20 protein-coding genes and 1 pseudogene are annotated in these 20,306 nt (G+C 30.5%); 9 read left to right on the top strand and 12 right to left on the bottom strand.

Annotated elements, in window-relative coordinates:
- Positions 1-30: 30 nt before the first annotated feature.
- Positions 31-1,329 carry a CDC27 family protein gene (locus CX675_RS13970; RefSeq protein ID WP_130735866.1) on the bottom strand — a complete coding sequence of 433 codons (1,299 nt, stop codon included), beginning with the start codon at positions 1,327-1,329 and terminating at the stop codon, positions 31-33.
- Positions 1,330-1,415: 86 nt separating this feature from the next.
- A pseudogene (locus tag CX675_RS20165) lies at positions 1,416-2,633 on the bottom strand (DUF4331 family protein).
- 106 nt (positions 2,634-2,739) lie between these two features.
- On the opposite strand from CX675_RS20165, the gene CX675_RS13955 reads away from it, so the two are divergent.
- The 9 genes from CX675_RS13955 (at position 2,740) to CX675_RS13915 (ending at position 12,453) form a co-directional block, all read left to right on the top strand.
- Positions 2,740-3,270 carry an RNA polymerase sigma factor gene (locus tag CX675_RS13955; protein WP_130735863.1) on the top strand — a complete coding sequence of 177 codons (531 nt, stop codon included), beginning with the start codon at positions 2,740-2,742 and terminating at the stop codon, positions 3,268-3,270.
- Entirely contained in the window at positions 3,263-4,045 is a 783-nt protein-coding gene (locus CX675_RS13950) for an anti-sigma factor domain-containing protein (RefSeq protein WP_130735862.1), read from the top strand. Before CX675_RS13955 ends, CX675_RS13950 begins: the two co-directional genes overlap by 8 nt.
- Positions 4,046-4,220: 175 nt before the next feature.
- Positions 4,221-5,567: an adenylosuccinate lyase gene (gene purB, locus CX675_RS13945; RefSeq protein ID WP_130735861.1), complete on the top strand. Its 1,347-nt coding sequence runs from the start codon at positions 4,221-4,223 to the stop codon at positions 5,565-5,567.
- Between the two features lie 124 nt (positions 5,568-5,691).
- Positions 5,692-6,177, top strand: a complete 486-nt coding sequence (locus CX675_RS13940) for a MarR family winged helix-turn-helix transcriptional regulator (RefSeq protein WP_130735860.1) — start codon at positions 5,692-5,694, stop codon at positions 6,175-6,177.
- A gap of 2 nt (positions 6,178-6,179) precedes the next feature.
- On the top strand, positions 6,180-6,407 hold the full coding sequence (locus CX675_RS13935; protein ID WP_130735859.1) for a YgjV family protein: 228 nt from the start codon (positions 6,180-6,182) through the stop codon (positions 6,405-6,407).
- Positions 6,408-6,509: 102 nt separating this feature from the next.
- Positions 6,510-7,019, top strand: a complete 510-nt coding sequence (locus CX675_RS13930) for a CAP domain-containing protein (protein WP_130735858.1) — start codon at positions 6,510-6,512, stop codon at positions 7,017-7,019.
- An 84-nt stretch (positions 7,020-7,103) separates the two neighbouring features.
- A complete protein-coding gene (locus CX675_RS13925; RefSeq protein ID WP_130735857.1) occupies positions 7,104-9,551 on the top strand; it encodes a CAP domain-containing protein in 2,448 nt (815 codons plus the stop codon).
- A 212-nt stretch (positions 9,552-9,763) separates the two neighbouring features.
- On the top strand, positions 9,764-10,123 hold the full coding sequence (locus CX675_RS13920; RefSeq protein WP_205728636.1) for a cupin domain-containing protein: 360 nt from the start codon (positions 9,764-9,766) through the stop codon (positions 10,121-10,123).
- A gap of 98 nt (positions 10,124-10,221) precedes the next feature.
- Entirely contained in the window at positions 10,222-12,453 is a 2,232-nt protein-coding gene (locus CX675_RS13915) for a cation:proton antiporter (protein WP_130735855.1), read from the top strand.
- A 107-nt stretch (positions 12,454-12,560) separates the two neighbouring features.
- Here the strand turns inward: CX675_RS13915 and CX675_RS13910 are convergent, their stop codons facing one another.
- The 10 genes from CX675_RS13910 to CX675_RS13865 form a co-directional block, all read right to left on the bottom strand.
- Positions 12,561-14,348, bottom strand: coding sequence for an ABC transporter ATP-binding protein (locus CX675_RS13910; protein ID WP_130735854.1), 1,788 nt, complete (start codon positions 14,346-14,348; stop codon positions 12,561-12,563).
- Between the two features lie 71 nt (positions 14,349-14,419).
- Positions 14,420-14,941 (bottom strand): hypothetical protein, encoded by a 522-nt coding sequence (locus tag CX675_RS13905; RefSeq protein ID WP_130735853.1) that lies wholly within the window; start codon positions 14,939-14,941, stop codon positions 14,420-14,422.
- A gap of 19 nt (positions 14,942-14,960) precedes the next feature.
- The gene (locus CX675_RS13900) at positions 14,961-15,434 is read right to left on the bottom strand and encodes an STM3941 family protein (protein ID WP_130735852.1); all 474 of its coding nucleotides are present in this window, start codon (positions 15,432-15,434) and stop codon (positions 14,961-14,963) included.
- Between the two features lie 225 nt (positions 15,435-15,659).
- The gene (gene guaB / locus CX675_RS13895) at positions 15,660-17,132 is read right to left on the bottom strand and encodes an IMP dehydrogenase (protein ID WP_130735851.1); all 1,473 of its coding nucleotides are present in this window, start codon (positions 17,130-17,132) and stop codon (positions 15,660-15,662) included.
- Positions 17,133-17,260: 128 nt separating this feature from the next.
- Entirely contained in the window at positions 17,261-17,473 is a 213-nt protein-coding gene (locus tag CX675_RS13890; RefSeq protein ID WP_130735850.1) for a hypothetical protein, read from the bottom strand.
- Positions 17,474-17,477: 4 nt separating this feature from the next.
- Entirely contained in the window at positions 17,478-17,843 is a 366-nt protein-coding gene (locus CX675_RS13885) for a rhodanese-like domain-containing protein (protein WP_130735849.1), read from the bottom strand.
- Positions 17,840-18,154 (bottom strand): DUF3817 domain-containing protein, encoded by a 315-nt coding sequence (locus tag CX675_RS13880; protein WP_130735848.1) that lies wholly within the window; start codon positions 18,152-18,154, stop codon positions 17,840-17,842. Before CX675_RS13880 ends, CX675_RS13885 begins: the two co-directional genes overlap by 4 nt.
- Position 18,155: 1 nt before the next feature.
- Entirely contained in the window at positions 18,156-18,614 is a 459-nt protein-coding gene (locus CX675_RS13875) for a hypothetical protein (protein ID WP_130735847.1), read from the bottom strand.
- Positions 18,615-18,680: 66 nt separating this feature from the next.
- Positions 18,681-19,271, bottom strand: coding sequence for a TetR/AcrR family transcriptional regulator (locus CX675_RS13870; protein WP_130735846.1), 591 nt, complete (start codon positions 19,269-19,271; stop codon positions 18,681-18,683).
- 677 nt (positions 19,272-19,948) lie between these two features.
- Complete coding sequence (locus tag CX675_RS13865; protein ID WP_130735845.1) at positions 19,949-20,218, bottom strand: hypothetical protein; 270 nt, start codon at positions 20,216-20,218, stop codon at positions 19,949-19,951.
- Between the last annotated feature and the right edge of the window lie 88 nt (positions 20,219-20,306).

Genomic DNA, 20,306 nt, shown 5'->3' with positions numbered 1-20,306 from the left:
TTACTAAATACTTACCATATCAGATGTAAATTAAATACTTCTAATTTGTTTTTCAAGATTAGGACCTAATTCATAAATACTTTCTACTAACTCATTTTTATGAGAATTATCTTCGTCTAATACATTATTTGCTTTTAAAATTAGTTCGTTATGATATAGGATTAAAGGTTCATGCGATTTATTTAAAGTATGTTTCTTTATAATATCATGCGCCCTTTTATAATCGCCATTATTGAAATAAGTCCAAGCTAATAAATCATATGATTCTGGTGTAGGTCTATTCATTATCTCTTTATTGGCTAATGCGAATGCTTTTTCTGTTTCACCTGGTGTTTCGGCATACAATAATGCATTGTATTTATTATACATATCTCCATAATTATGCTTGGATAAAACAGCAAAATAATCATTTAATGCCAGTTGTTTTTCTTTAGTATTGCCATTATAATCATATATATCCGCTTTTAGAAGGTATAAATCAGGCACAAGATGTTTGGATTCAATATAATTGATAATTTCAAGAGCTTGTGCTGTGTTTCTTTCGTAAGAAAAGCTAATCCATGCAATGCCTTTTAAAGCATAGGTATTATTGACATCAATGGCTAAGGTTTTAAGATAATAATCATACGATTCCTGAATTCTTCCTGCATGTCCATAAAAATCTGCAATATTAGAATAAAGCCATAATTTTAAGTCTTCATTCTTGGTTTTTTCAACCATAACCATAGCTTTTTCCATTACTTGAATGGCTGTATCCAAATCGCCTTTATGATCATTCCATTTAGCAAGTCTTATTAAATAATCAAAATCTTTAAAATCCTTAATTGCTGTTAGTTTCTCTTCTGCTAAATCATAATTCCCAAGTTCCATGTAAACGTCAAATAGCATTTTTTGAGTTCCCTTTTTATTTTCTCCAAGTTTATACGCTTTTTCCAAATGAGATAAAGCTTCTCTAAAACGATGTTGCGATATATAGTTTTTAGCAATGGATCGATGTATCCCTGCTTTTTCTCCATTTACTCGTTTATTACATTCTAAAAGAAGTGTTTCTGAATGCAATAAATCTTGAATTGCTCCATCTATTTCGAAACGTTGGGAATATAATCCTGAAAGCGTTAGTAAATAAGTAAATTGATTAGGTGCTTCGTTATATTTCTTTTCCCAGAAATCAATGTCTTTCTCAATATTTTTAAGCTTATTATTTTCCTTGGTACTTAAATATTTTTGAAAATCGTTTTTATGAGTTATTTGTAATGGCTTATCTGAATTACAACCAACCATAAAAACTATCCCTATTAATAAAGAGATTATATGCATTTTATTTTTCATGATGTTAGGTTTTAATTTGTTTATTTATAAAGAAAGAGCATCAGAGACACTCTTTCTTTATACTATAATATTTTAAGAGTATTGGCTTACCAAGGGGAAGCTAAATAAGGAAATGAGGTTAAAAATGCTTTGTCATTTGCATCAACATGATCAGAAGTTAATCCTGGGTTATCCGAATTATTTGGTCCACCAAAAATTAATATCAATTCAACATCAATAACGTCATCAGCTAAAGCTCTACCTGTTAATACATTGGTACCATCATAAAAAGTAGTGGTTGCTGTGGTAGAAACATTTAAAACATCGGTAGCTAAAACTCCTGTAAAAGCAGCAGCATCTAGTCCTAATAAATTTGTAGTATACCCAGCATTTAAAGCTAACAATTTAGATTGAAAAGCAGCTTGAAAATTTGAGTTCATAGTAGAAGGAGTGGTTGTATTAAAATTATCTTTATTGTTAGAGCTAACAAATACGGTATTAATTGCAGGTCTTCCCATTTGATCTTGTTGTGTATACGTTCCACTAAAATCTAATGGTTGTTCATATGTGATGGTATCATCATCACTACATGCAATTGAAAAAGAGGCAATAATAAGAGCAGTAAGTATTTTTTTATATTGTATTGATTTCATAATTTGTGTATTTAATTTAGTTTGTTATTTTCTTTTTGTTTCTACCCATGTATTCAAAGTACCTGTACCTCCTAACATAGATTTTGGTAGTTCTACCACTATAGACATTACATTTGAACCCGCAAAAGTATCTGTACCAGGGTTATTAAAGCTAGAGGCATTTCCTGCGATGATTTCAGAATATTGACCAAAATCAAAAAAGAAAGGATCATCTCTTAAGCCAGCAAATAAGTTTACACCAGACTGAACAGAAGTTATTGCATCAGAGCCATATGGTGTAATTTTTACATTCCCTAAAGCAGCATTTGTTTTAATAGTACTTGATGTTCCCGCAGTTCCTGGAGCTACTGGTCCAAAGAAATACATTCTTCCATTTCTAGGTATGGCTTGAATTACTAAATCTTCAACATTATCTCCATTGTTATCAATGTTAAATTCAACTAATACTCCTTCATCAAAAGAGGCAGAAGCACTAGCAGTAGGGCTCAATAATCCTTTTACATTAGCCACAAAAACCAGATTATTGGTATTGGCACCTTGAAAGGAATAAAAATCAGTAATATCTGCTGTACCACCTTGTACTGCTGGTGCATCAATATGATCGGCAGCAATTAAAATAATACTAGCTAATCCTAATAAAGAAATTCCTAAGAATAGTTTTGATTTTTTCATTTTGTTACTTTTTTAAATGTTTTATAACTACAGTTACGAGAAAAAGAATACTCTGGTTTTAAAAAGTTGTAATTTTTTTACTATATTAGTGATAACTTAGAAATTTATGGAACAAGAACTATTAGTTAAAGAATTACTTAGTAAAAGTAATCAGTCATTCACTTTACTATATGATAATTACGCAAAGAGTTTGTATGCAGTAATCTATAATTTAATCAAAAACCGAGAAGAAGCTGAAGATGTGCTTCAGGAAGTTTTTGTAAAAATTTGGAACAATATCGACTCTTATAATGAATCTAAAGGTAGACTATATACTTGGATGCTTAATATTGCTCGAAATACAACAATCGACAAATTACGTTCAAAAGGGTATAATAATAGTCAAAAAAACCAATCTGCTGAGAACTTCGTATATATGCTTGAAGACAATTCGAAAACTGTTAACAGAATTGATGCTATTGGAATTAGTCGGTTTATAAAAAAATTAAAACCAAAGTGTATTCAAATCATTGAATTATTATTTTTTCAAGGATATACACAACAAGAAGCATCCGAAGAATTAGAAATCCCTTTAGGAACTGTAAAAACGCAAAATAGAAATTGCATGAACGAATTAAGAACAATGATCAATGAATAGTAGAGAATTAATAGAATCTGGTACATTAGAACTCTTTGTTTTCGGAAAATTAACAGAAGAAGAAAACAAAAATGTAATAGATATGGCTAAAGAACACCCTGAAGTTCAGGAAGAAATTATTGCCATTGAAAATGCTGTTATTAACCTTTCGCAAAGTGTAGCACCTCATTTATCAGCTACTAATTACGAAAAAATCAGACAACGTATTTTAGCTAGAAAAGATGTAATAACAATGAATAGAAAATCATCTTGGACAAGTTATATTGGTTGGGCTGCTGCCGCTGTGTTTGTTATTGGATTTGGATTACAATACATGAAATTAAATGAATCTCAAACAGCGATTGATAAATTATCAAATGAAAAAAGCAGCATGCAAAAATCGATTGTCGATTTAGAATTTGAAAAACAAGAAGCTGAAACGGTATTAGCTGTTGTAAGAGACAACAACAACGTTCAGGTCGCTCTTGGTGGTCAGACTGTAGCACCTACAGCTTACGCAAAAGCCTATTATAACAAAGAAACAAAAGAAGTTTATATAGATGCTTCTGGTTTACCTGCTCCTCCTGAGGGAAAAGTTTACCAAGTATGGGGATTAAAATTAGAACCTTTAACACCGCAAAGCATTGGTTTATTAGAAAACTTCACCGCAAACAATACCAAACTGTTTAAAGTAGACAAAGCAGAAGATGCTGAAGCATTTGGAATTACGCTAGAACCAGCTGGTGGTAGTGAAAGCCCTACTTTAGAACAATTATATACTTTAGGAAAAGTATAGAAAAAAGCAACCTAAAAATTGAAAAAGCGTCTTTATGACGCTTTTTCTCATTAATACAAAGGCCATTTCTTTCAGATTCTCTCAGAAAAAAATTATAAAAAATAATAAACACATAACTCATAACTTACAACTTATAACTATTTTTGCACTTTGTTAAAAACTACACAACTACAACATGTCACATTTATCAGAACTAAATGCTATTTCTCCAATTGATGGAAGATATAGAAACAAAACACAAAATTTAGCCCCTTATTTTTCGGAAGAAGCACTTATTAAATACCGCGTTCTTATAGAAGTAGAATATTTCATTGCTTTATGTGAACTGCCTTTACCACAATTAACCAGTGTTGATGCCAAAGTTTTCGTCCCTTTGAGAGAAATGTATACTAACTTTTCTACCGAAGATGCGCTTTGGATAAAAGAAACAGAAAAAACAACCAATCATGACGTTAAAGCAGTAGAATACTTTATTAAAAGTAAATTTGATGCTTTAGGATTAGAACAATATAAAGAGTTTATTCATTTTGGATTAACTTCTCAAGATATTAACAATACAGCTATTCCATTATCAACTAAAGAAGCATTTGAAAATGTATATTTACCAACATTAATTGCTGTCATCCAAAAATTAAAAGAACTAAGTGTAGAATGGACCGATGTTCCTATGTTAGCCAGAACTCATGGACAACCTGCTTCTCCTACCCGTTTGGGAAAAGAAATTTTAGTTTTTGTAGAACGTTTGGAAGAGCAAATGCGCTTACTATTTAATATCCCCTTTGCTGCCAAATTTGGAGGAGCTACCGGAAATTATAACGCCCACAAAATTGCTTACCCAGCCATCGATTGGAAACAATTTGGAACCGATTTTGTAGAAAACAGTCTCGGATTACACCATTCTTTTCCTACCACTCAAATTGAACATTACGATCATTTCGCAGCCTTTTTTGATGCTTTAAAACGCATTAACACCATTTTGATTGATTTGGATAGAGACATTTGGACTTACGTTTCCATGGATTATTTCAAACAAAAAATAAAAGCTGGAGAAATTGGTTCTTCTGCGATGCCGCATAAAGTGAACCCTATCGATTTTGAAAACAGTGAAGGAAATTTAGGCATTGCTAATGCTATTTTTGAGCATCTTTCTGCCAAATTACCTATTTCAAGATTACAACGCGATTTAACAGATAGTACGGTTTTAAGAAATGTAGGTGTTCCATTTGGTCATACTATAATTGCTTTTGAAGCAACTTTGAAAGGATTAAACAAACTATTATTAAATGAAGCGAAATTTGAAGAAGATTTAGAGAAAAATTGGGCAGTTGTAGCCGAGGCTATTCAAACGATTTTAAGAAGAGAAGCTTACCCAAACCCTTATGAAGCCTTAAAAGAATTAACGCGTACCAATTCGGTTATTAATAAAGAAGCCATTCATAATTTTATTGAAACACTATATGTTTCAGATAACATTAAAAACGAACTAAAACAAATTACACCTAGCAATTATTTAGGTATCTAAACCTAAATTAATTTCCATTATAAAAATCCATTAGCATTTACTAATGGATTTTTTTATTCTTTTTTACTTACATATGTAACTAGTTACATATTTTTTATATATTTGCGTAACCAGTTACATAAAAATGAAAGATTATTTAATTGTATTAGAAATAGAAGGACTTAGCAGTCGCATTAAAAGATTGAGTGATGCTTTATTATATAGTACAAGAGATTTATATAAATCTGAAGACTTAGATATTGAACCCAATTGGAATTTAATATTCAGATTATTACAACAAAATGAAGCCATGACCATCACTGAAATAGCCGATGCCTTACAATTTTCACATCCTGCAGTTATAAAAATTATTAATAAGATGAAAAAAACAGGTTATGTTACAGCAAATTTGGACGATAAGGATAAAAGAAAACAAAACATCATCTTAACTCAAAAAGCAATAGACAAGCTCCCAATATTAGAGAACTATTGGAAAATTGGTACAGAAGTCATACAAAATTTAATCGATGATAGTCCTAATTTTTTAGAAGAACTATTAAAAATTGAAGAGAAAGTAAACCAAAAAAGTTATAAAGAACGAGCCTTAGAAAAGCTGAAAGAAACAAAATAAAAATGAAATTACTAATTGAAATTATAGGTTATATTGCTATTATTGCTGGGTTTTATGCGGCTACCAAAAAAGAAATGACACATTTTAGAATTTGGCATACTATTTCTAGTGTGTTTTATGTCGTCTATGGTTTTTTTCTAGATTCTATTCCTTTAATTATATCAGGAATTATTTTCTGTTTCATCCATATTTATCATCTTAAAAAGAAAGACAAAAGCGTAAGTAAATAATACAAAGCAATTTAAATCCATTAGTCCTAACGAATGGATTTTTTTATTAACATGTCATTAACAATTGGCACGAAATTTGATATCATATAAAAAAACTTTCTTATGAAAAATACTTTGTTTTTATTTTTGTTTTTCTTTAATTCATTGGTTGTTGTTTCACAAGAACTCCATTTAGATGATTCGGCCTTAGAAACTGAAATTTTACAATTAATCAACCAACATAGAAAAACGTTTAAATTAAACGCTTTAGAAAAAGATCCCGTTTTGTTAAAAGCTGCTCAAGATCAAAGTAATTATATGCTACAAATTAAAAAATTGTCGCACGAACAAGCTACAACTCAAAAAAAATATCCCAAAAACCGTATTAAATTTCATGGTGGCATCGATTTCTTTGCTTATGGTGAAAATGTGTTGTATTTAACCGTTGAACCAAAAGAATATACTAAGGAAGAAATAGCAACCTTAGCCCAAAAAATCTATAAACAATGGGAAGAATCGCCTCCACATTATCAAAACATGACCAGTAAAGATTTTGGTTTTGCTAGTTTAGCTTTTGCCTTTGATACTAAAGCAAAACGCTTATACGCTACAACAGTTTTTGGTAACAAATAAGTAACTTAATCGCCTTTATTAAACCTATACTTTATCAATTACAACATTGATAACAACCCAGCTATTAACGTAACCCAACCTTTTATGAAGTATTTTCTCTCTGTACTATTGGTATTGGTAACCTTAAAAACCACTTCACAAGAACTTACTATCGACTACAATAAACTAAGTGAAAAAGTAATAGCGCTTATTAATGAACATAGAAACCAATTACAGCTTTCAGAATTAAAAAAAGATGTTATTTTGTTTAAAGCTGCTAAAGATCACAGTCTTTATATGCTGGATCAAAAGGTTCTGTCACACGAACAAAATAATAAAATCAAACAATTTCCAAAAGATAGAATTTTATTTTATAAAGGCAATATATTTCATTCTTTTGGAGAAAACATCTTGTTTACAACCGTAGAACCTAAAAAGTACAACACAACAGAAACAGAAGCTTTAGCCAAAAAACTATTCTTACAATGGAAACATTCTCCTCCACATTATAAAAACATCATTAATTATAATTATGACTTTACTGACCTTGCTTTTTCGTATGATAAAAAATTAAAACGCTTGTATGCAACCAATGTTTTTGGAACAAAAGGAGTTATTATTCCCAATCAACTTTCAGAAAATGCTTTTGGAATAGACGAGAAAAGCCCTTTATGTAAAAAAATAACATTTAATGATAAAATTCACTTAGGAAATGGACTGCAAATGGAAGGTAATGATGTTATATTATATTATTATGACTTAGAAAAGTTTAAAACTATTTTAGATGAACCTAGTGATGCAATTGCTATCGATTTTATAGATTTAGAACAGTTTCAATGTGGACAAAAGAACCAGTTTGATGTTTCCACGATTTACGATGGAACACTCTCTAAACCCATTTATAGAAAAGAGTTATTAGAAAATAACAGTGCTAAAAATAAATTAAAGTTAATTACTAAAGTTGGTGAAGTACCACAACATTTAAGAGGTAAACAATTGGCTCTAAGCATAGTGTTTATCTTAAACAATTGTGCGTGTGAATATGTATCTCCTGTAAAAGTAGCCTCTAGATCTTTATCCTTATTACCCGTTGAACCAAAATTAGAAATACCAAAAAATACCGTTTTATCAAATAAAGGTATTATTAAAACAGACGAGCATCAATTTGCATTTGGACGAAATGAAATCATTGAAAAATTAGAAAATTCAAGAAGTGCGTTTTATCAGGAAAACAGTTTGCTTTTAGAAGATTTTGATATTGAAATTAGTTACGACACTATTCCTAAAGAAACTATAGAAGCCGATGCAATTGATGAAGCTATTGTACGAGATGGGGATATTGATGAAATGCCTTTTGAAATTTTAAATACGACCCTACATTCTTCCCAAATTTATAGTTTTAGCTCGGTTGAAGGAAACGAAACAAATAACATTACATTATATCAAGAAAGAGCTAAAGCCATTGAAAAGTATGGTATAGAAAAATTAGGCATCAATATAAAACCAAACAAAATTATAGCAGAGGAAAATTGGGAAACTTGTTACATTCAATTAGAAATGGAAAACTTAACTCATCTTGCACAGCAACCTAAAAGCGAGATTCGTAAATACATTAATTTACATAAAGAAAAATGGGAAAAATATTTAAATAAGCAACGCATATCTAAACTCGTTGCCAATTATTATGGAGAAATTAAGCCCATCAATCCAAATCATCCCGAGTATTTACAATTGCTATATCAGGTAAATCTTCGTACCGGAATTTATGAAAAGAACAACCCTAAAACCAATTTAGCTTTAGCAAAATTAGCGAAATTAGACTATGACTTCACTATTTTTGAAGAGCCTATTTTTCAAGAAATAATGACCAATGCTAGTTTAGTTCAAAATGCAGCAGCTGTTCTCATTCAAAATAACCATTATGATTATTTCAACACCATCCGTTTCTTAAAACATTGGTTTACACAATACGATACATTATCACAAAATACTCAGTTTAATTTACTCATCTTATATTGCGTTACCAATGACCAATTATTACATTCTTGGGATATTGAAACTAGTAAATTAATTAATGTAACCAAACCAAAAACCTTAGAAAGTCAATTCAATTTCTTTAAAACGAACCGCAATCTAATCGCAAATTATCATTATGTTTCTTTGTACTATTGCAATCATATTAACGATTATAATGGCATCAATTATTATTTTGAAAAAGTATATACCAGTTTTAAAAATAGTATTCAAACACCTAAAGATCGCGTAAACTTAGCGTTATTCTTAAACAAATGGAGTTCCTATGACTCCACTATTTCTCTCTTAAAAAACGAGATGAAAAAGCCTTCATTTAGCAAAGAAGAAGCATTAATACTAGCCCAAACATACCCAATAAAATTTGATGATAACGGACAAACTGATGCCGATTTAGAATACCTATTAAAAAAAGTCTACAGGCTTAACAAAAATGAATGGTGCGAATGGCAAAAAAACAACAGTAACCTTTTAAGAAACAACCTCATAAAAAGAGAATATTGCAAAATGTGCCATGAGTAACTAAAACAAGGTTATTTCATCTCTTTTCAGTATCTTTCATCAGAGAAAATAAAATTTTTACCAAAGAATTTTTATTCAAATAATTGGGCGTTACCACAAGGGTCGGGCTTTTTGTTACAATCTTTTTTTAAGTACTGTTTACTTAAAAAAAGGATTTACACTTCAATCCCTAACGCAAAAACAAAATAAAACAACTCATAAAACTAGTACTCTTGAAAAATTTAACAAAATCATTTGAAACCATTACGCACTATTTTTCTCCTAAAGTTATTGCAGAAGTAAACGATCAATATGTGAAAATTGCCAAAATAAAAGGAGAAGATATTCCTTGGCACAATCATGAAAACGAAGACGAACTCTTTTACATTATTGAAGGTAGCCTACTCATGGAAATTGAAAACGAACCCAGTTTTACCATGCACAAAGACGATGTATTTGTCGTAAAAAAAGGAGTCAATCATAGAGTTTCTGCTACGGAAGAGTGCAAAATTATGCTTATCGAAACTAAAACCACTTTACATACTGGAAAGGTACAAGCAGCTGTTACTAAAAGTATTGAAGAGCAACTTTAATTCTAAACTAATGCAACTTAAAAAGTATCTGTTAATTTTTCCTAAAAGCATTGGAGGCTTTTAGGTTATTTCTTATTTTTAAAAAAAGTCAATACCTTATGTTATTACCCCTATTTACTAATACCACCATTCATTTACCCGAATTAATCAAAGATTTAGGATTAATATTAGTAACCGCTGCAATTGCTGTATTAGTATTTAGAAAATTAAAACAACCTCTAGTATTAGGATATTTAGTAGCAGGTTTTCTAGCTAGTCCAAATTTTAATTTTTTCCCAACTGTTCAAGGTATTCATAGTATAGAAGTTTGGGCAGAAATTGGTGTTGTTTTCTTACTTTTTAGTTTGGGTCTCGAATTCAGTTTCAAAAAACTGCTAAAAGTGGGTGGAACAGCTTCTATAACTGCTTTATTTCAAATTATAACTATGCTTGTTTTAGGCTATTATGTGGGAAAATTAATGGGTTGGGAAAACATGAATTGTATTTTTCTAGGGGTTATTCTTTCTATTTCATCAACAACGATAATCTTAAAAGCGTTTGATGAATTAGGTGTCAAATCAAAAAAGTTTGTGAGCAATGTTATTGGTGCTTTAATTGTACAAGATATCGTCGCTATTTTAATGATGGTCTTATTATCAACGATAGCTGTGAGCCAACAATTTTCAGGTAGTGAACTTTTTAAATCATTATTAAAATTATTCTTTTTCTTATCCATTTGGTTTATTTCAGGTATCTTTTTTATACCTACTTTATTAAAAAAATTAAAAAAACTACTTACCGACGAAATGTTACTTATCATTTCGTTAGCATTATGTTTAGTAATGGTCATTTTTGCGGCAGAAGTAGGTTTTTCACCAGCTCTAGGTGCTTTTATTATGGGATCAATAATTGCAGAAACCAATGAAGCAGAACACATTGAGCACCTAGTAAAGCCTGTAAAAGATCTATTCGGTGCTATCTTTTTTGTATCGGTAGGTATGCTAATCAATCCGGAAACCTTAGTTATTTATGCGGTTCCAGTAATGGTATTAACCATAGTAACTATTTTTGGACAATCGATAAGTTCGACTATTGGTACTCTACTTTCTGGCCAATCGTTAAAACAATCTATCCAAACAGGAATGAGTCTTTCACAAATAGGTGAATTCTCATTTATTATTGCCACATTAGGGGCATCCTTAAAAGTAACTAGTGATTTTTTATATCCTATAGTTGTGGCTGTTTCTGCTGTTACAGCATTTACAACGCCATTTATGATAAAATTTGCAACACCTACAGCAGATTTTATTGAAAAGAAATTGCCCAAAAAATGGATTAAGAAAATAGAAATTTACAGTGCTAATTCACAAGCTATAAAAACGGTGAGCACTTGGCAAATTGTTATTAAAGCTTATGTTTTACAAGTAGCTTTATTTTCAATAATTATTTTTGCGATAATCTTACTCTCTAAAAATTTCTTATTACCTCTTCTACAAGATTTCATTTATGGCAATAGTATCGCTGCATTGATTACGTTTCTAGTTTTAGCTCCATTTTTATGGGCTTTATCATTAAAAAGAGTCGCAAGAAATGAAACACAAGAGTTATTAAAAAACAAAAAATATTACGGTCCTGTCATTGTATTGGTACTTTTAAGAATTTGTATTGCTTTACTGTTTATTGGAATGATGTTAAACAATTTCTTTTCTCCTGGAGTAGCTTTACTAGCATTTGTTATATCAATAGCATTTATGATGTTGTTTCCAAAAAAAATTAACACCTTATATCATAAAATTGAAAATCGTTTTATAACCAATTTAAATGAAAGGGAAAATACAACTCAGAAAATAAACCGAAATAATTTATCGCCTTGGGATGGTCATATGGCTAACTTTACGATTAATGCAGAATCTGATTTAGCAGGAAAAACATTAGAAGAGATTAAAATTAGAGAAAACATTGGTGTTAATATCGCTTTTATTAAAAGAGGTGGTTTACACATTTATATTCCTACAAAAGATGAAAAATTATATCCAAATGATGAAATTAGTATCATTGGAACTGATCTTCAAGTAAAACAATTTTCAGACTATTTAGAAGCACATAAGCTAGAAAATGAAAAAACAGACGAATCTGAAATTGCATTACAACAATTTGAATTAATAGAACAATCTTTTATTGGAAAAACAATTAAAGAATCGAAAATCAGAGAAATAACGCAAGGATTAGTCGTAGGAATTGAACACAATGGAAGGCGTATTCTTAACCCAGAATCTAACTTAATTTTAAGCAAAAATGATATTGTTTGGGTTGTAGGTGATAAAAAGAAAATTAAATTCTTTTTTTCTTAATAACTATACGAAATCTATTAAAAGAACAATACCATTCTATAAATAAAACCTAACTCATTTTCAAATGAGTTAGGTTTACAAATAGTTAAAACTGTCTTTTCTACAATTTAATATTCACTAAATTGTAACGTACTTAAGTTTTTATAAATTCCATTTTCTATTTCTAGTAATTCTTTATGTGTCCCGTTTTCAACAATCTTACCTTCATTTAAGACTAGAATAGCATCGGCACTTCTTATAGTAGACAAGCGGTGGGCAATAATAATACTAGTTCTTCCTTTCATTAAGTTTTCTAAAGCATCCTGTACTAATTTTTCACTTTCACTGTCTAATGAAGATGTGGCTTCGTCTAAAATTAAAATACTTGGATTTTTCAATAACGCTCTAGCAATAGCAATACGTTGTCTTTGTCCACCTGAAAGTTTGATTCCTCTTTCTCCTACAAGTGTATCAAACTTTTCAGGGAAACCGTTTACAAAATCAAAAGCATTCGCTTGTTTCGCTGCCAATATAATTTCTTCATCAGTAGCATTGGGTTTACCATACGCAATATTTTCGCGAATACTACCTCCAAAAAGAATAACATCTTGAGGTACAATACTCATATTCCCTCTAAGATCCTCTAAATCATAGTCATAAATATTTTTATCATCAATTAAAATAGAGCCACTATTTATATCATAAAAGCGAAGCAACAGTGAAGAAATAGTAGATTTTCCGGCACCACTAGGGCCTACAATAGCTATTTTCTGACCATAAGTTGCCGTAAAAGTTACGTCTTTTAAAACTTGAATTTCAGGTCTTGATGGATAGAAAAAACCAACATTAGTAAAACTTACATTTCCTTTTATTTTTTCTGAGGATACACTTTGAGTAGCATTAATTTTTTCAGGAACTTCATCTAACAATTCAAAAACACGCTCTGTTGCACCTACCGCTTTTTGAATTTGAGCGTATAATTCGGCTATACCTCCAAAAGAAGCACCAATAAACGTAGAATATAATACAAAAGAAATTAATTCTCCTACTCCATCAATATCACCATTGATACATAATGTAACTCCATACCAAACTACTGCTACTATAGCTCCAAATAAGCAGAAAATAATAAAAGAAGCAAAATAACCACGGTAAATTCCTCCTTTAATTGCCAGTTTCACCACCTCCTGAATTTTTCCTTTGTAACGAGCAATTTCGTACCATTCGTTAGCAAAAGCTTTCACATTCGAAATCCCTTGCATGGTTTCTTCAACTATAACCTGACTTTCCGCTACTTGATCTTGTACACTTTTAGAAAATTTTCGAATGAATCGTCCAAAAATAACGGCTGCAACTGCCACTACTGGAACAATGCAAAGCATTAATAAAGTTAATTTTAAACTGATGGTTGCTAAGAAAATAATGCCTCCAATAATTAATATAAATTGTCTTAAAAATTCGGCAATAGTTGTGGTTAAAGTATCTTGAATTTGCGTAATATCAGAACTGATGCGACTGTTTAATTCTCCCACCCGTTTTTGAGAGAAAAAATGCATCGGTAACTTGATTAAATTACTGTATAAAGCCAAACGAATATTCGCTAACGTATTTTCTGTAAAATTGATAAATAAAGACAATCTAAAAAAGGAAAAGAAAGATTGTAACAACAAAATGACCATCAATCCTAAAGCGATATTTCGAGCTTGTACTAAATCCTTATTGTTCACACAATCCACTAACATTCCTAATAACTTTGGAAAAGCCAAAGCCGTTCCTCCTGTTAGCAATAAGAAAAGCAAACCGAGATAAAACTTCCATTTGTGGTGGGTTGCATAGTTAAAAATTTGAAGTGCTTTACTTAATGTACTTGCATTAAGTTTCGATTTAGGCAAATCGTTTTCTTGGAATCGAGCCATTTGTTTTTTTATTTTTAATTATTTTAAAAAAGACGACAAAATTATAGTTCCATTATAGGATAAACAAAATTTTAACGTACTCCTTTTAATTTTAAATCGGTATAAACTTCTTGTACACCATGATATTTTTTACCAAACTGAATACCTATACTGTATTCTATTCGATATAAGTGTAATACTTCGTCTATCTTTCTTTTTCTATTCTCAACTATCTTAAGCTCATTTCTATGATTGTTTAATGCACCAAAAGCTAATCCTAATGGCAACAAACCTACCGACATAATAATAATTGGAGTTGTAGAAATTACTCCTTTATCTAAAGCATATTTTCCTAACAAGAAGCCACCTAAAATGACACTTAAACCAATGAACAAAAAAACAACAAAATAAAGGTAAGTTATTGGCTTTTCACCTATCAGTTTTTGATATTTTACATTACTATCTTTCAGTTTAGTTTCAAATTTTTCATGAAGTTCAATCTTAATACAGGTTGTATTAAAGGAAGGTTTTTTATCTGTTAAACCACAAGTAGTTCCTTGAATTAAGTCAATTTTTTGATGATCACATAATTCACAATGTCTCGTTAAGTCCATTTTATAGAATAGTTATCGTTTAGCTGTTTTTGGATAAACTTTTCATTTTATAATCCATCATCAAATGCAGTAAATCTTCTGTTGAAATAGTGTAAGTTGATTGAATAGCACCTTCCATACCCGATAATAATTTAGCCATTTTTTTTTCATTTTTCCATTTGGTATGCTCTTCTGTAAAATCAAAAAAAATCATCTTATTGCCATTTATATTTCCTCTTCTAAAATTAGTAACCTCAGACCATTTGGTAAAACTGGATCGAAAAAGAGTTTTTACTTCGAAACCTTCATCGTCCAATTTAAGGTAAGTGGCATTAGGAAAAAATTGTATTATAGATACAATAAGACTTAACCCAAAAAACAGGATGATACTCCATCCCAACCATGTTTTTTCTTTTGTAATAAAAATACCACCGCAAACAAAGAGCAGACTAATGATAAATAAAAAAAAACTTTTGAGTTTATTTTGATGAAAAATTTTAGCTTCTTTTTCCATAAATTATAGTTCGTAAAGTAATTAAAATCATAGCCTTTTTTCTATATGATTTCAAAAATACATTCAATTAATACAACCTTCAAATATAAAGCTAAAAATGACATAACATTGTTTAAAAAAACAAAACTTCCCGAAAAACGAGAAGTTTTTAAATATAATTATAATAAATAGGCAAAAGCTAATTCTTTCAAACTACAGACTCGAGGTTTTTGACTTTTGACTTAACTATCTAGAATAATTTGGTGCTTCTTTTGTAATGGTTACATTGTGCGGATGACTTTCCCCTATTCCACTAGTTGTAATTCTCACAAAACGTCCTGATTCTTGTAAAGTAGCCACATCTTTTGATCCACAATAGCCCATTCCTGCACGTAAACCTCCAATAAATTGTTGCATGCTTTCATTTAATTCTCCTTTATAAGGCACACGACCCACAATTCCTTCTGGAACTAATTTTTTAACATCATCCTCTACATCTTGGAAATAACGGTCTTTCGATCCTTCTTGCATCGCTTCAACGGAACCCATTCCTCTATAAGATTTGAATTTTCTTCCTTCAAAAATGATAGTTTCACCTGGAGATTCTTTAGTACCCGCTAATAATGACCCTAACATAACACAATCTGCTCCAGCTGCAATGGCTTTTGGAATATCTCCTGTGTAGCGAATTCCTCCATCTGCGATAACTGGAACGCCACTGCCTTTGATTGCTGCTGCAACTTCTAGTACTGCTGAAAATTGGGGAAATCCAACACCTGCTACCACACGTGTCGTACAAATTGAACCCGGACCAATACCTACTTTAACACCATCTGCTCCATTTTCCACTAAGTATTGGGCTGCTTCTGGTGTGGCAATATTTCCAACTACCACATCCAATTCTGGAAAAGCTGCTTTTACTTGTTTTAAAACATCAACTACACCTTTGGTATGTCCGTGAGCAGTATCTATGATTACCGCATCAACTCCAGCCTGAACCAAAGCGCTTGCCCTTTGTACTGCATCGGCGGTTACTCCTAAAGCAGCTGCTACACGCAAGCGTCCAAAAGAATCTTTATTTGCAATTGGTTTCTGTGTTAATTTTGTAATATCTCTAAACGTAATTAATCCGGCTAATTTATTACCTTCCGCAACAACTAATAGTTTTTCAATTTTATGATCTTGTAAAATTTCTTCTGCTTGTTGCAACGTAGTACCTACTTGAGCGGTTACTAAGTTTTCTGAGGTCATAACTTCTGTAATAGGTCTTTCATTTTTCTTTTCAAAACGCAAGTCTCTATTGGTTACAATCCCTTTTAAGGTTAGTGTATCGTCTACCACAGGAATTCCTCCAATACCATGTTCTTTCATGGCTCTTTTTGCATCTCCTACAGTTGCTGTTAAAGGCAACGTAACAGGATCGATAATCATTCCTGATTCGGCACGTTTTACTTTTCTTACCTCAGCCGCTTGCTGCTCGATGGTCATATTTTTATGTAAAACTCCTATACCTCCTTCTTGAGCCATAGCAATTGCCATTGCACTTTCGGTAACTGTATCCATCGCTGCTGATACAATAGGAACATTTAGTGTAATGTTTTTAGAAAATTTAGTTTGAATACTTACTTCACGTGGAAGAACTTGGGAATAGTTTGGAATAAGTAGAACATCATCGTATGTAAGACCTTCTCCGATGATTTTAGTTGTGTGTGCTTTCATCTTGCAATTTAGATTAAATTGCATGCAAATATAGGGAAAATTTAAAAGTTATACAGCAGAAAAAAGAAGTTTTTTTCTTTATTTCTCTACTTTATAAATAATTCATTTTATTATTTGACTTTAATCTATTAATCTTCTAACGCCACACATTCATGTCCGTTTTCGTTAAAAATTGTAATTACTTCATCTGATATTTCTAGTGGACTATCAATTCGGAAAATATTGTCACAATCTTCCAAATCAAAATTCCATTTGGTATAAGAGAATAACTTATTTAGTAAAGGTTTAATTTTTTGAATTTCATGTAGTGTACGAACACTGGTTTTAAAAACTAAAATCATTGCTCTATTTATTTAGTTTGACAATTTGTTCTTGTAACTCTTCCCAAGCACCACCATTACTCACTTTTTTAAAACCTCTCTCTTTCAATAGGTTTGCAGCTTTTACACTTCGCAATCCGTGAGAACAACAAGTTATATAGGTTACAGATGTATCTAACTCAATATACCTAGTTCTTAATTCGCCTAACGGAATAGAAATAGCTCCAGCAAGATGATCTTTTTCAAATTCAGATGGAGTTCGTACATCTAAAATTACTGCTCCTTCTTTTATTTTGGAAATTAAGTAAGGCTCTCTTGTAAAAAAAAGAAATGTTTTATATGATCCATATAATACTACGAATATAAGCATAATTATAAGGAATGTTTTCATGATTTCGAATTTATTTTACTTAAAATTTTTGTATCAATATAAAATGTTCCAAAAGGAATTAAACAAGCCAAAAGTACACGCCAAGTGGTTGCTTTAAATTTCCAGTTTTGTTCCACACCTACACTTAGTGTATTGAAAATAAAAAGCAGAAATAAAGCACCATGAATAGGTCCTAATACTTTTGTGACACTATCATCTTTAAAAAAATATTTCATTGGGGTTGCCCAAAATAATAACAGAAGTAAAGAAATTCCTTCTAAGGAACCTATTAGGCGTAATCTACCCACTTTTGTTTGTAATAAATGTTTCATATTATCTAAAATAAGGTCTGTTTGCAAGAGGTGAAAAAGGCCAAGGAATAGCCATAAGAATAAGTAGCAAGGCTATTAGAAACCAAATAAAAATAGTTTTAAACTGATCTTGGTCAGTCTTTTTTCTTTTGGCTAATGCTGATCCAATAGTAATAATAATTACTGCTAAAAACATCATAATGATGTGAATGAGACCAAAGAATAATAAATCCAGATGTTCTTTTGCTTCCAAAAAATGCTTCCAGAAATAAGAAATTATAGGACTTTTAAAATACAGTAAAATGCCTAAAACTAATTGAATATGAGCTACTGTTGCTGTCCAATGACGAAATGCATTATCTATTCTTGTAAAATGCGCTTTTTTTGTATAGCCTTTGTAAGCAGTATATATGGTATAAATCAAGCCCATTAAAAGCAACCAACGGGTAATCGAATGGAAAAATAAAAGGGAATGGTACATCGTATATGTTTTACGATGCAAATATATTCAAAAAACATACTAATTAGTATGTTTTTTGAATTATTTTCATTTTAAAGTCTCAAAATAGCGTTTAAGCTCCTCTAAATAAATGACATAAACTTCTTTAGAATTTTCTAGTTTCCCAAAATTTCGTATGCCCCAATAACCTGATAACACAAAAGTAGTGAGGGCTTTTGCATCAATACTATCCTTAATGACACCTTCTTTTTTACCTTTTTCTAAAAGATCTGTCATACTTGTAATCCAAAGTTGGGTAACTTCCTGTAAAGCAAGGCTAAAATCTATATTCCATGGTGTCATTTCTTGAGTAAAATTTGCCACTGGACAACCATAGGCAACACGTAAAAAATCGTTTTTTAATAACAAATGATCCATCAGATTGTAAATAATATCCAATGGATTCTCATTACTCTCCAAAGGTGAGATAAAACTAGTGGTGAGTGTTGGTTTTAATAATTCATTGATAATAGACACACCCATTTGCTCTTTATTTTTAAAATGGTAATAAAAAGCACCTTTAGTTACTTTTGTTGTAGCAAGAATATCATCTATACTAGTGGTTTGATATCCTTTTTCATAGATAAGTTCAAAGGCTTTTTGCAAAATATGCATTCGGGTTGTGGCTGCTTTCTTCATAAAACATACTTATTAGTATCTTTACAAAGTAAGACATACTCTCTGAATTTTACAAATAATTGCTTATTTAAAAATAAGTATCTGGTTTGTAATTTTTACTAAGACATTTTAGTCCTCTAATTTAGTATAAAAAACCAAAAATAAAATGATTACAAAAAAAAGCAATCTTTTGAATGTTATACTAAATTATTGTGTTAGTTTTGTTTGATGTGTTTTTATTTACTTTCGAAAAATCTTAATTAGAAAAAATATACCAAAAACCAATTGCGTGGCGATAGTAATTCCTACTGTTAAAAAAAACGCATAGGTTAGATATCTATTGGTTTTAATTGATCTTAAAATTTCTTCTAATGTTTTAGTCGAATGATTGTTTAACTTACCCAAGATGTAGCAAGTAAGAACGAGCCCAAGTATTGATATAATTACGTGTGAATTTAAAATCCAATGGCTCATTACAAGCCTATTATTTAAAAGGTAAAGATGAGCCAATCCTAAAACAACATAAAGGATAAAGAGTAAAATTCCAAAATGTGAGTTTTGAATGACATAATAAGTATCCTGTATATTAATATCGAAAGTTTCATTTGGTTTTCTATAGAAAAAGAATAATATGATAAAAGCAAACAAAAATAAATAGAAGTATGTTTTATTGAGGATATTCATGTTGCTTTATTTTTTTAATTGATAACCAATTCATCAAATACAAATGTAACAAAAGTAAATAGCAATAAAACTCCTGAGCTAAATAGTACAACTAATGAACCACCTCCTTTAAAATTTTCGACATCATAAAATAGAAATCCGTTTAAAGAAAGACTAATGATTAAGTAACTTATAAAACGAAATTTATTGCGCTTTGACTCACTTACTATTTTATAAATAATATAGCAACAAAGTAATCCATATAAGATGTAGAGCAATACAAATTCGTGATCAATCGGCAGCATGTTAAAAAATGAAATTATTATTATTGGATAGCATATATTTATTTTATTTTATTTCTCAACATGACATTTTTTTGAGAAGGAATGTCTC

The sequence above is a fragment of the Flavobacterium sp. J27 genome (assembly GCF_004303025.1).
Taxonomy (GTDB): Bacteria; Bacteroidota; Bacteroidia; order Flavobacteriales; family Flavobacteriaceae; genus Flavobacterium.
This window is presented reverse-complemented; position numbering and strand designations above follow the sequence as displayed.

Excerpts from the sequence above, each read along its gene's own strand:
- CX675_RS13915 (WP_130735855.1), top strand. The coding sequence starts at position 10,222 with ATGTTATTACCCCTATTTACTAATACCACCATTCATTTACCCGAATTA.
- CX675_RS13880 (WP_130735848.1), bottom strand. The coding sequence starts at position 18,154 with ATGAAACATTTATTACAAACAAAAGTGGGTAGATTACGCCTAATAGGT.
- CX675_RS13950 (WP_130735862.1), top strand. The coding sequence starts at position 3,263 with ATGAATAGTAGAGAATTAATAGAATCTGGTACATTAGAACTCTTTGTT.
- CX675_RS13930 (WP_130735858.1), top strand. The coding sequence starts at position 6,510 with ATGAAAAATACTTTGTTTTTATTTTTGTTTTTCTTTAATTCATTGGTT.
- CX675_RS13905 (WP_130735853.1), bottom strand. The coding sequence starts at position 14,941 with ATGGACTTAACGAGACATTGTGAATTATGTGATCATCAAAAAATTGAC.
- CX675_RS13900 (WP_130735852.1), bottom strand. The coding sequence starts at position 15,434 with ATGGAAAAAGAAGCTAAAATTTTTCATCAAAATAAACTCAAAAGTTTT.
- CX675_RS13865 (WP_130735845.1), bottom strand. The coding sequence starts at position 20,218 with ATGCTGCCGATTGATCACGAATTTGTATTGCTCTACATCTTATATGGA.
- CX675_RS13870 (WP_130735846.1), bottom strand. The coding sequence starts at position 19,271 with ATGAAGAAAGCAGCCACAACCCGAATGCATATTTTGCAAAAAGCCTTT.
- CX675_RS13970 (WP_130735866.1), bottom strand. The coding sequence starts at position 1,329 with ATGAAAAATAAAATGCATATAATCTCTTTATTAATAGGGATAGTTTTT.
- CX675_RS13910 (WP_130735854.1), bottom strand. The coding sequence starts at position 14,348 with ATGGCTCGATTCCAAGAAAACGATTTGCCTAAATCGAAACTTAATGCA.
- guaB (WP_130735851.1), bottom strand. The coding sequence starts at position 17,132 with ATGAAAGCACACACAACTAAAATCATCGGAGAAGGTCTTACATACGAT.
- CX675_RS13875 (WP_130735847.1), bottom strand. The coding sequence starts at position 18,614 with ATGTACCATTCCCTTTTATTTTTCCATTCGATTACCCGTTGGTTGCTT.
- CX675_RS13935 (WP_130735859.1), top strand. The coding sequence starts at position 6,180 with ATGAAATTACTAATTGAAATTATAGGTTATATTGCTATTATTGCTGGG.
- CX675_RS13940 (WP_130735860.1), top strand. The coding sequence starts at position 5,692 with ATGAAAGATTATTTAATTGTATTAGAAATAGAAGGACTTAGCAGTCGC.
- purB (WP_130735861.1), top strand. The coding sequence starts at position 4,221 with ATGTCACATTTATCAGAACTAAATGCTATTTCTCCAATTGATGGAAGA.
- CX675_RS13925 (WP_130735857.1), top strand. The coding sequence starts at position 7,104 with ATGAAGTATTTTCTCTCTGTACTATTGGTATTGGTAACCTTAAAAACC.
- CX675_RS13955 (WP_130735863.1), top strand. The coding sequence starts at position 2,740 with ATGGAACAAGAACTATTAGTTAAAGAATTACTTAGTAAAAGTAATCAG.
- CX675_RS13890 (WP_130735850.1), bottom strand. The coding sequence starts at position 17,473 with ATGATTTTAGTTTTTAAAACCAGTGTTCGTACACTACATGAAATTCAA.
- CX675_RS13885 (WP_130735849.1), bottom strand. The coding sequence starts at position 17,843 with ATGAAAACATTCCTTATAATTATGCTTATATTCGTAGTATTATATGGA.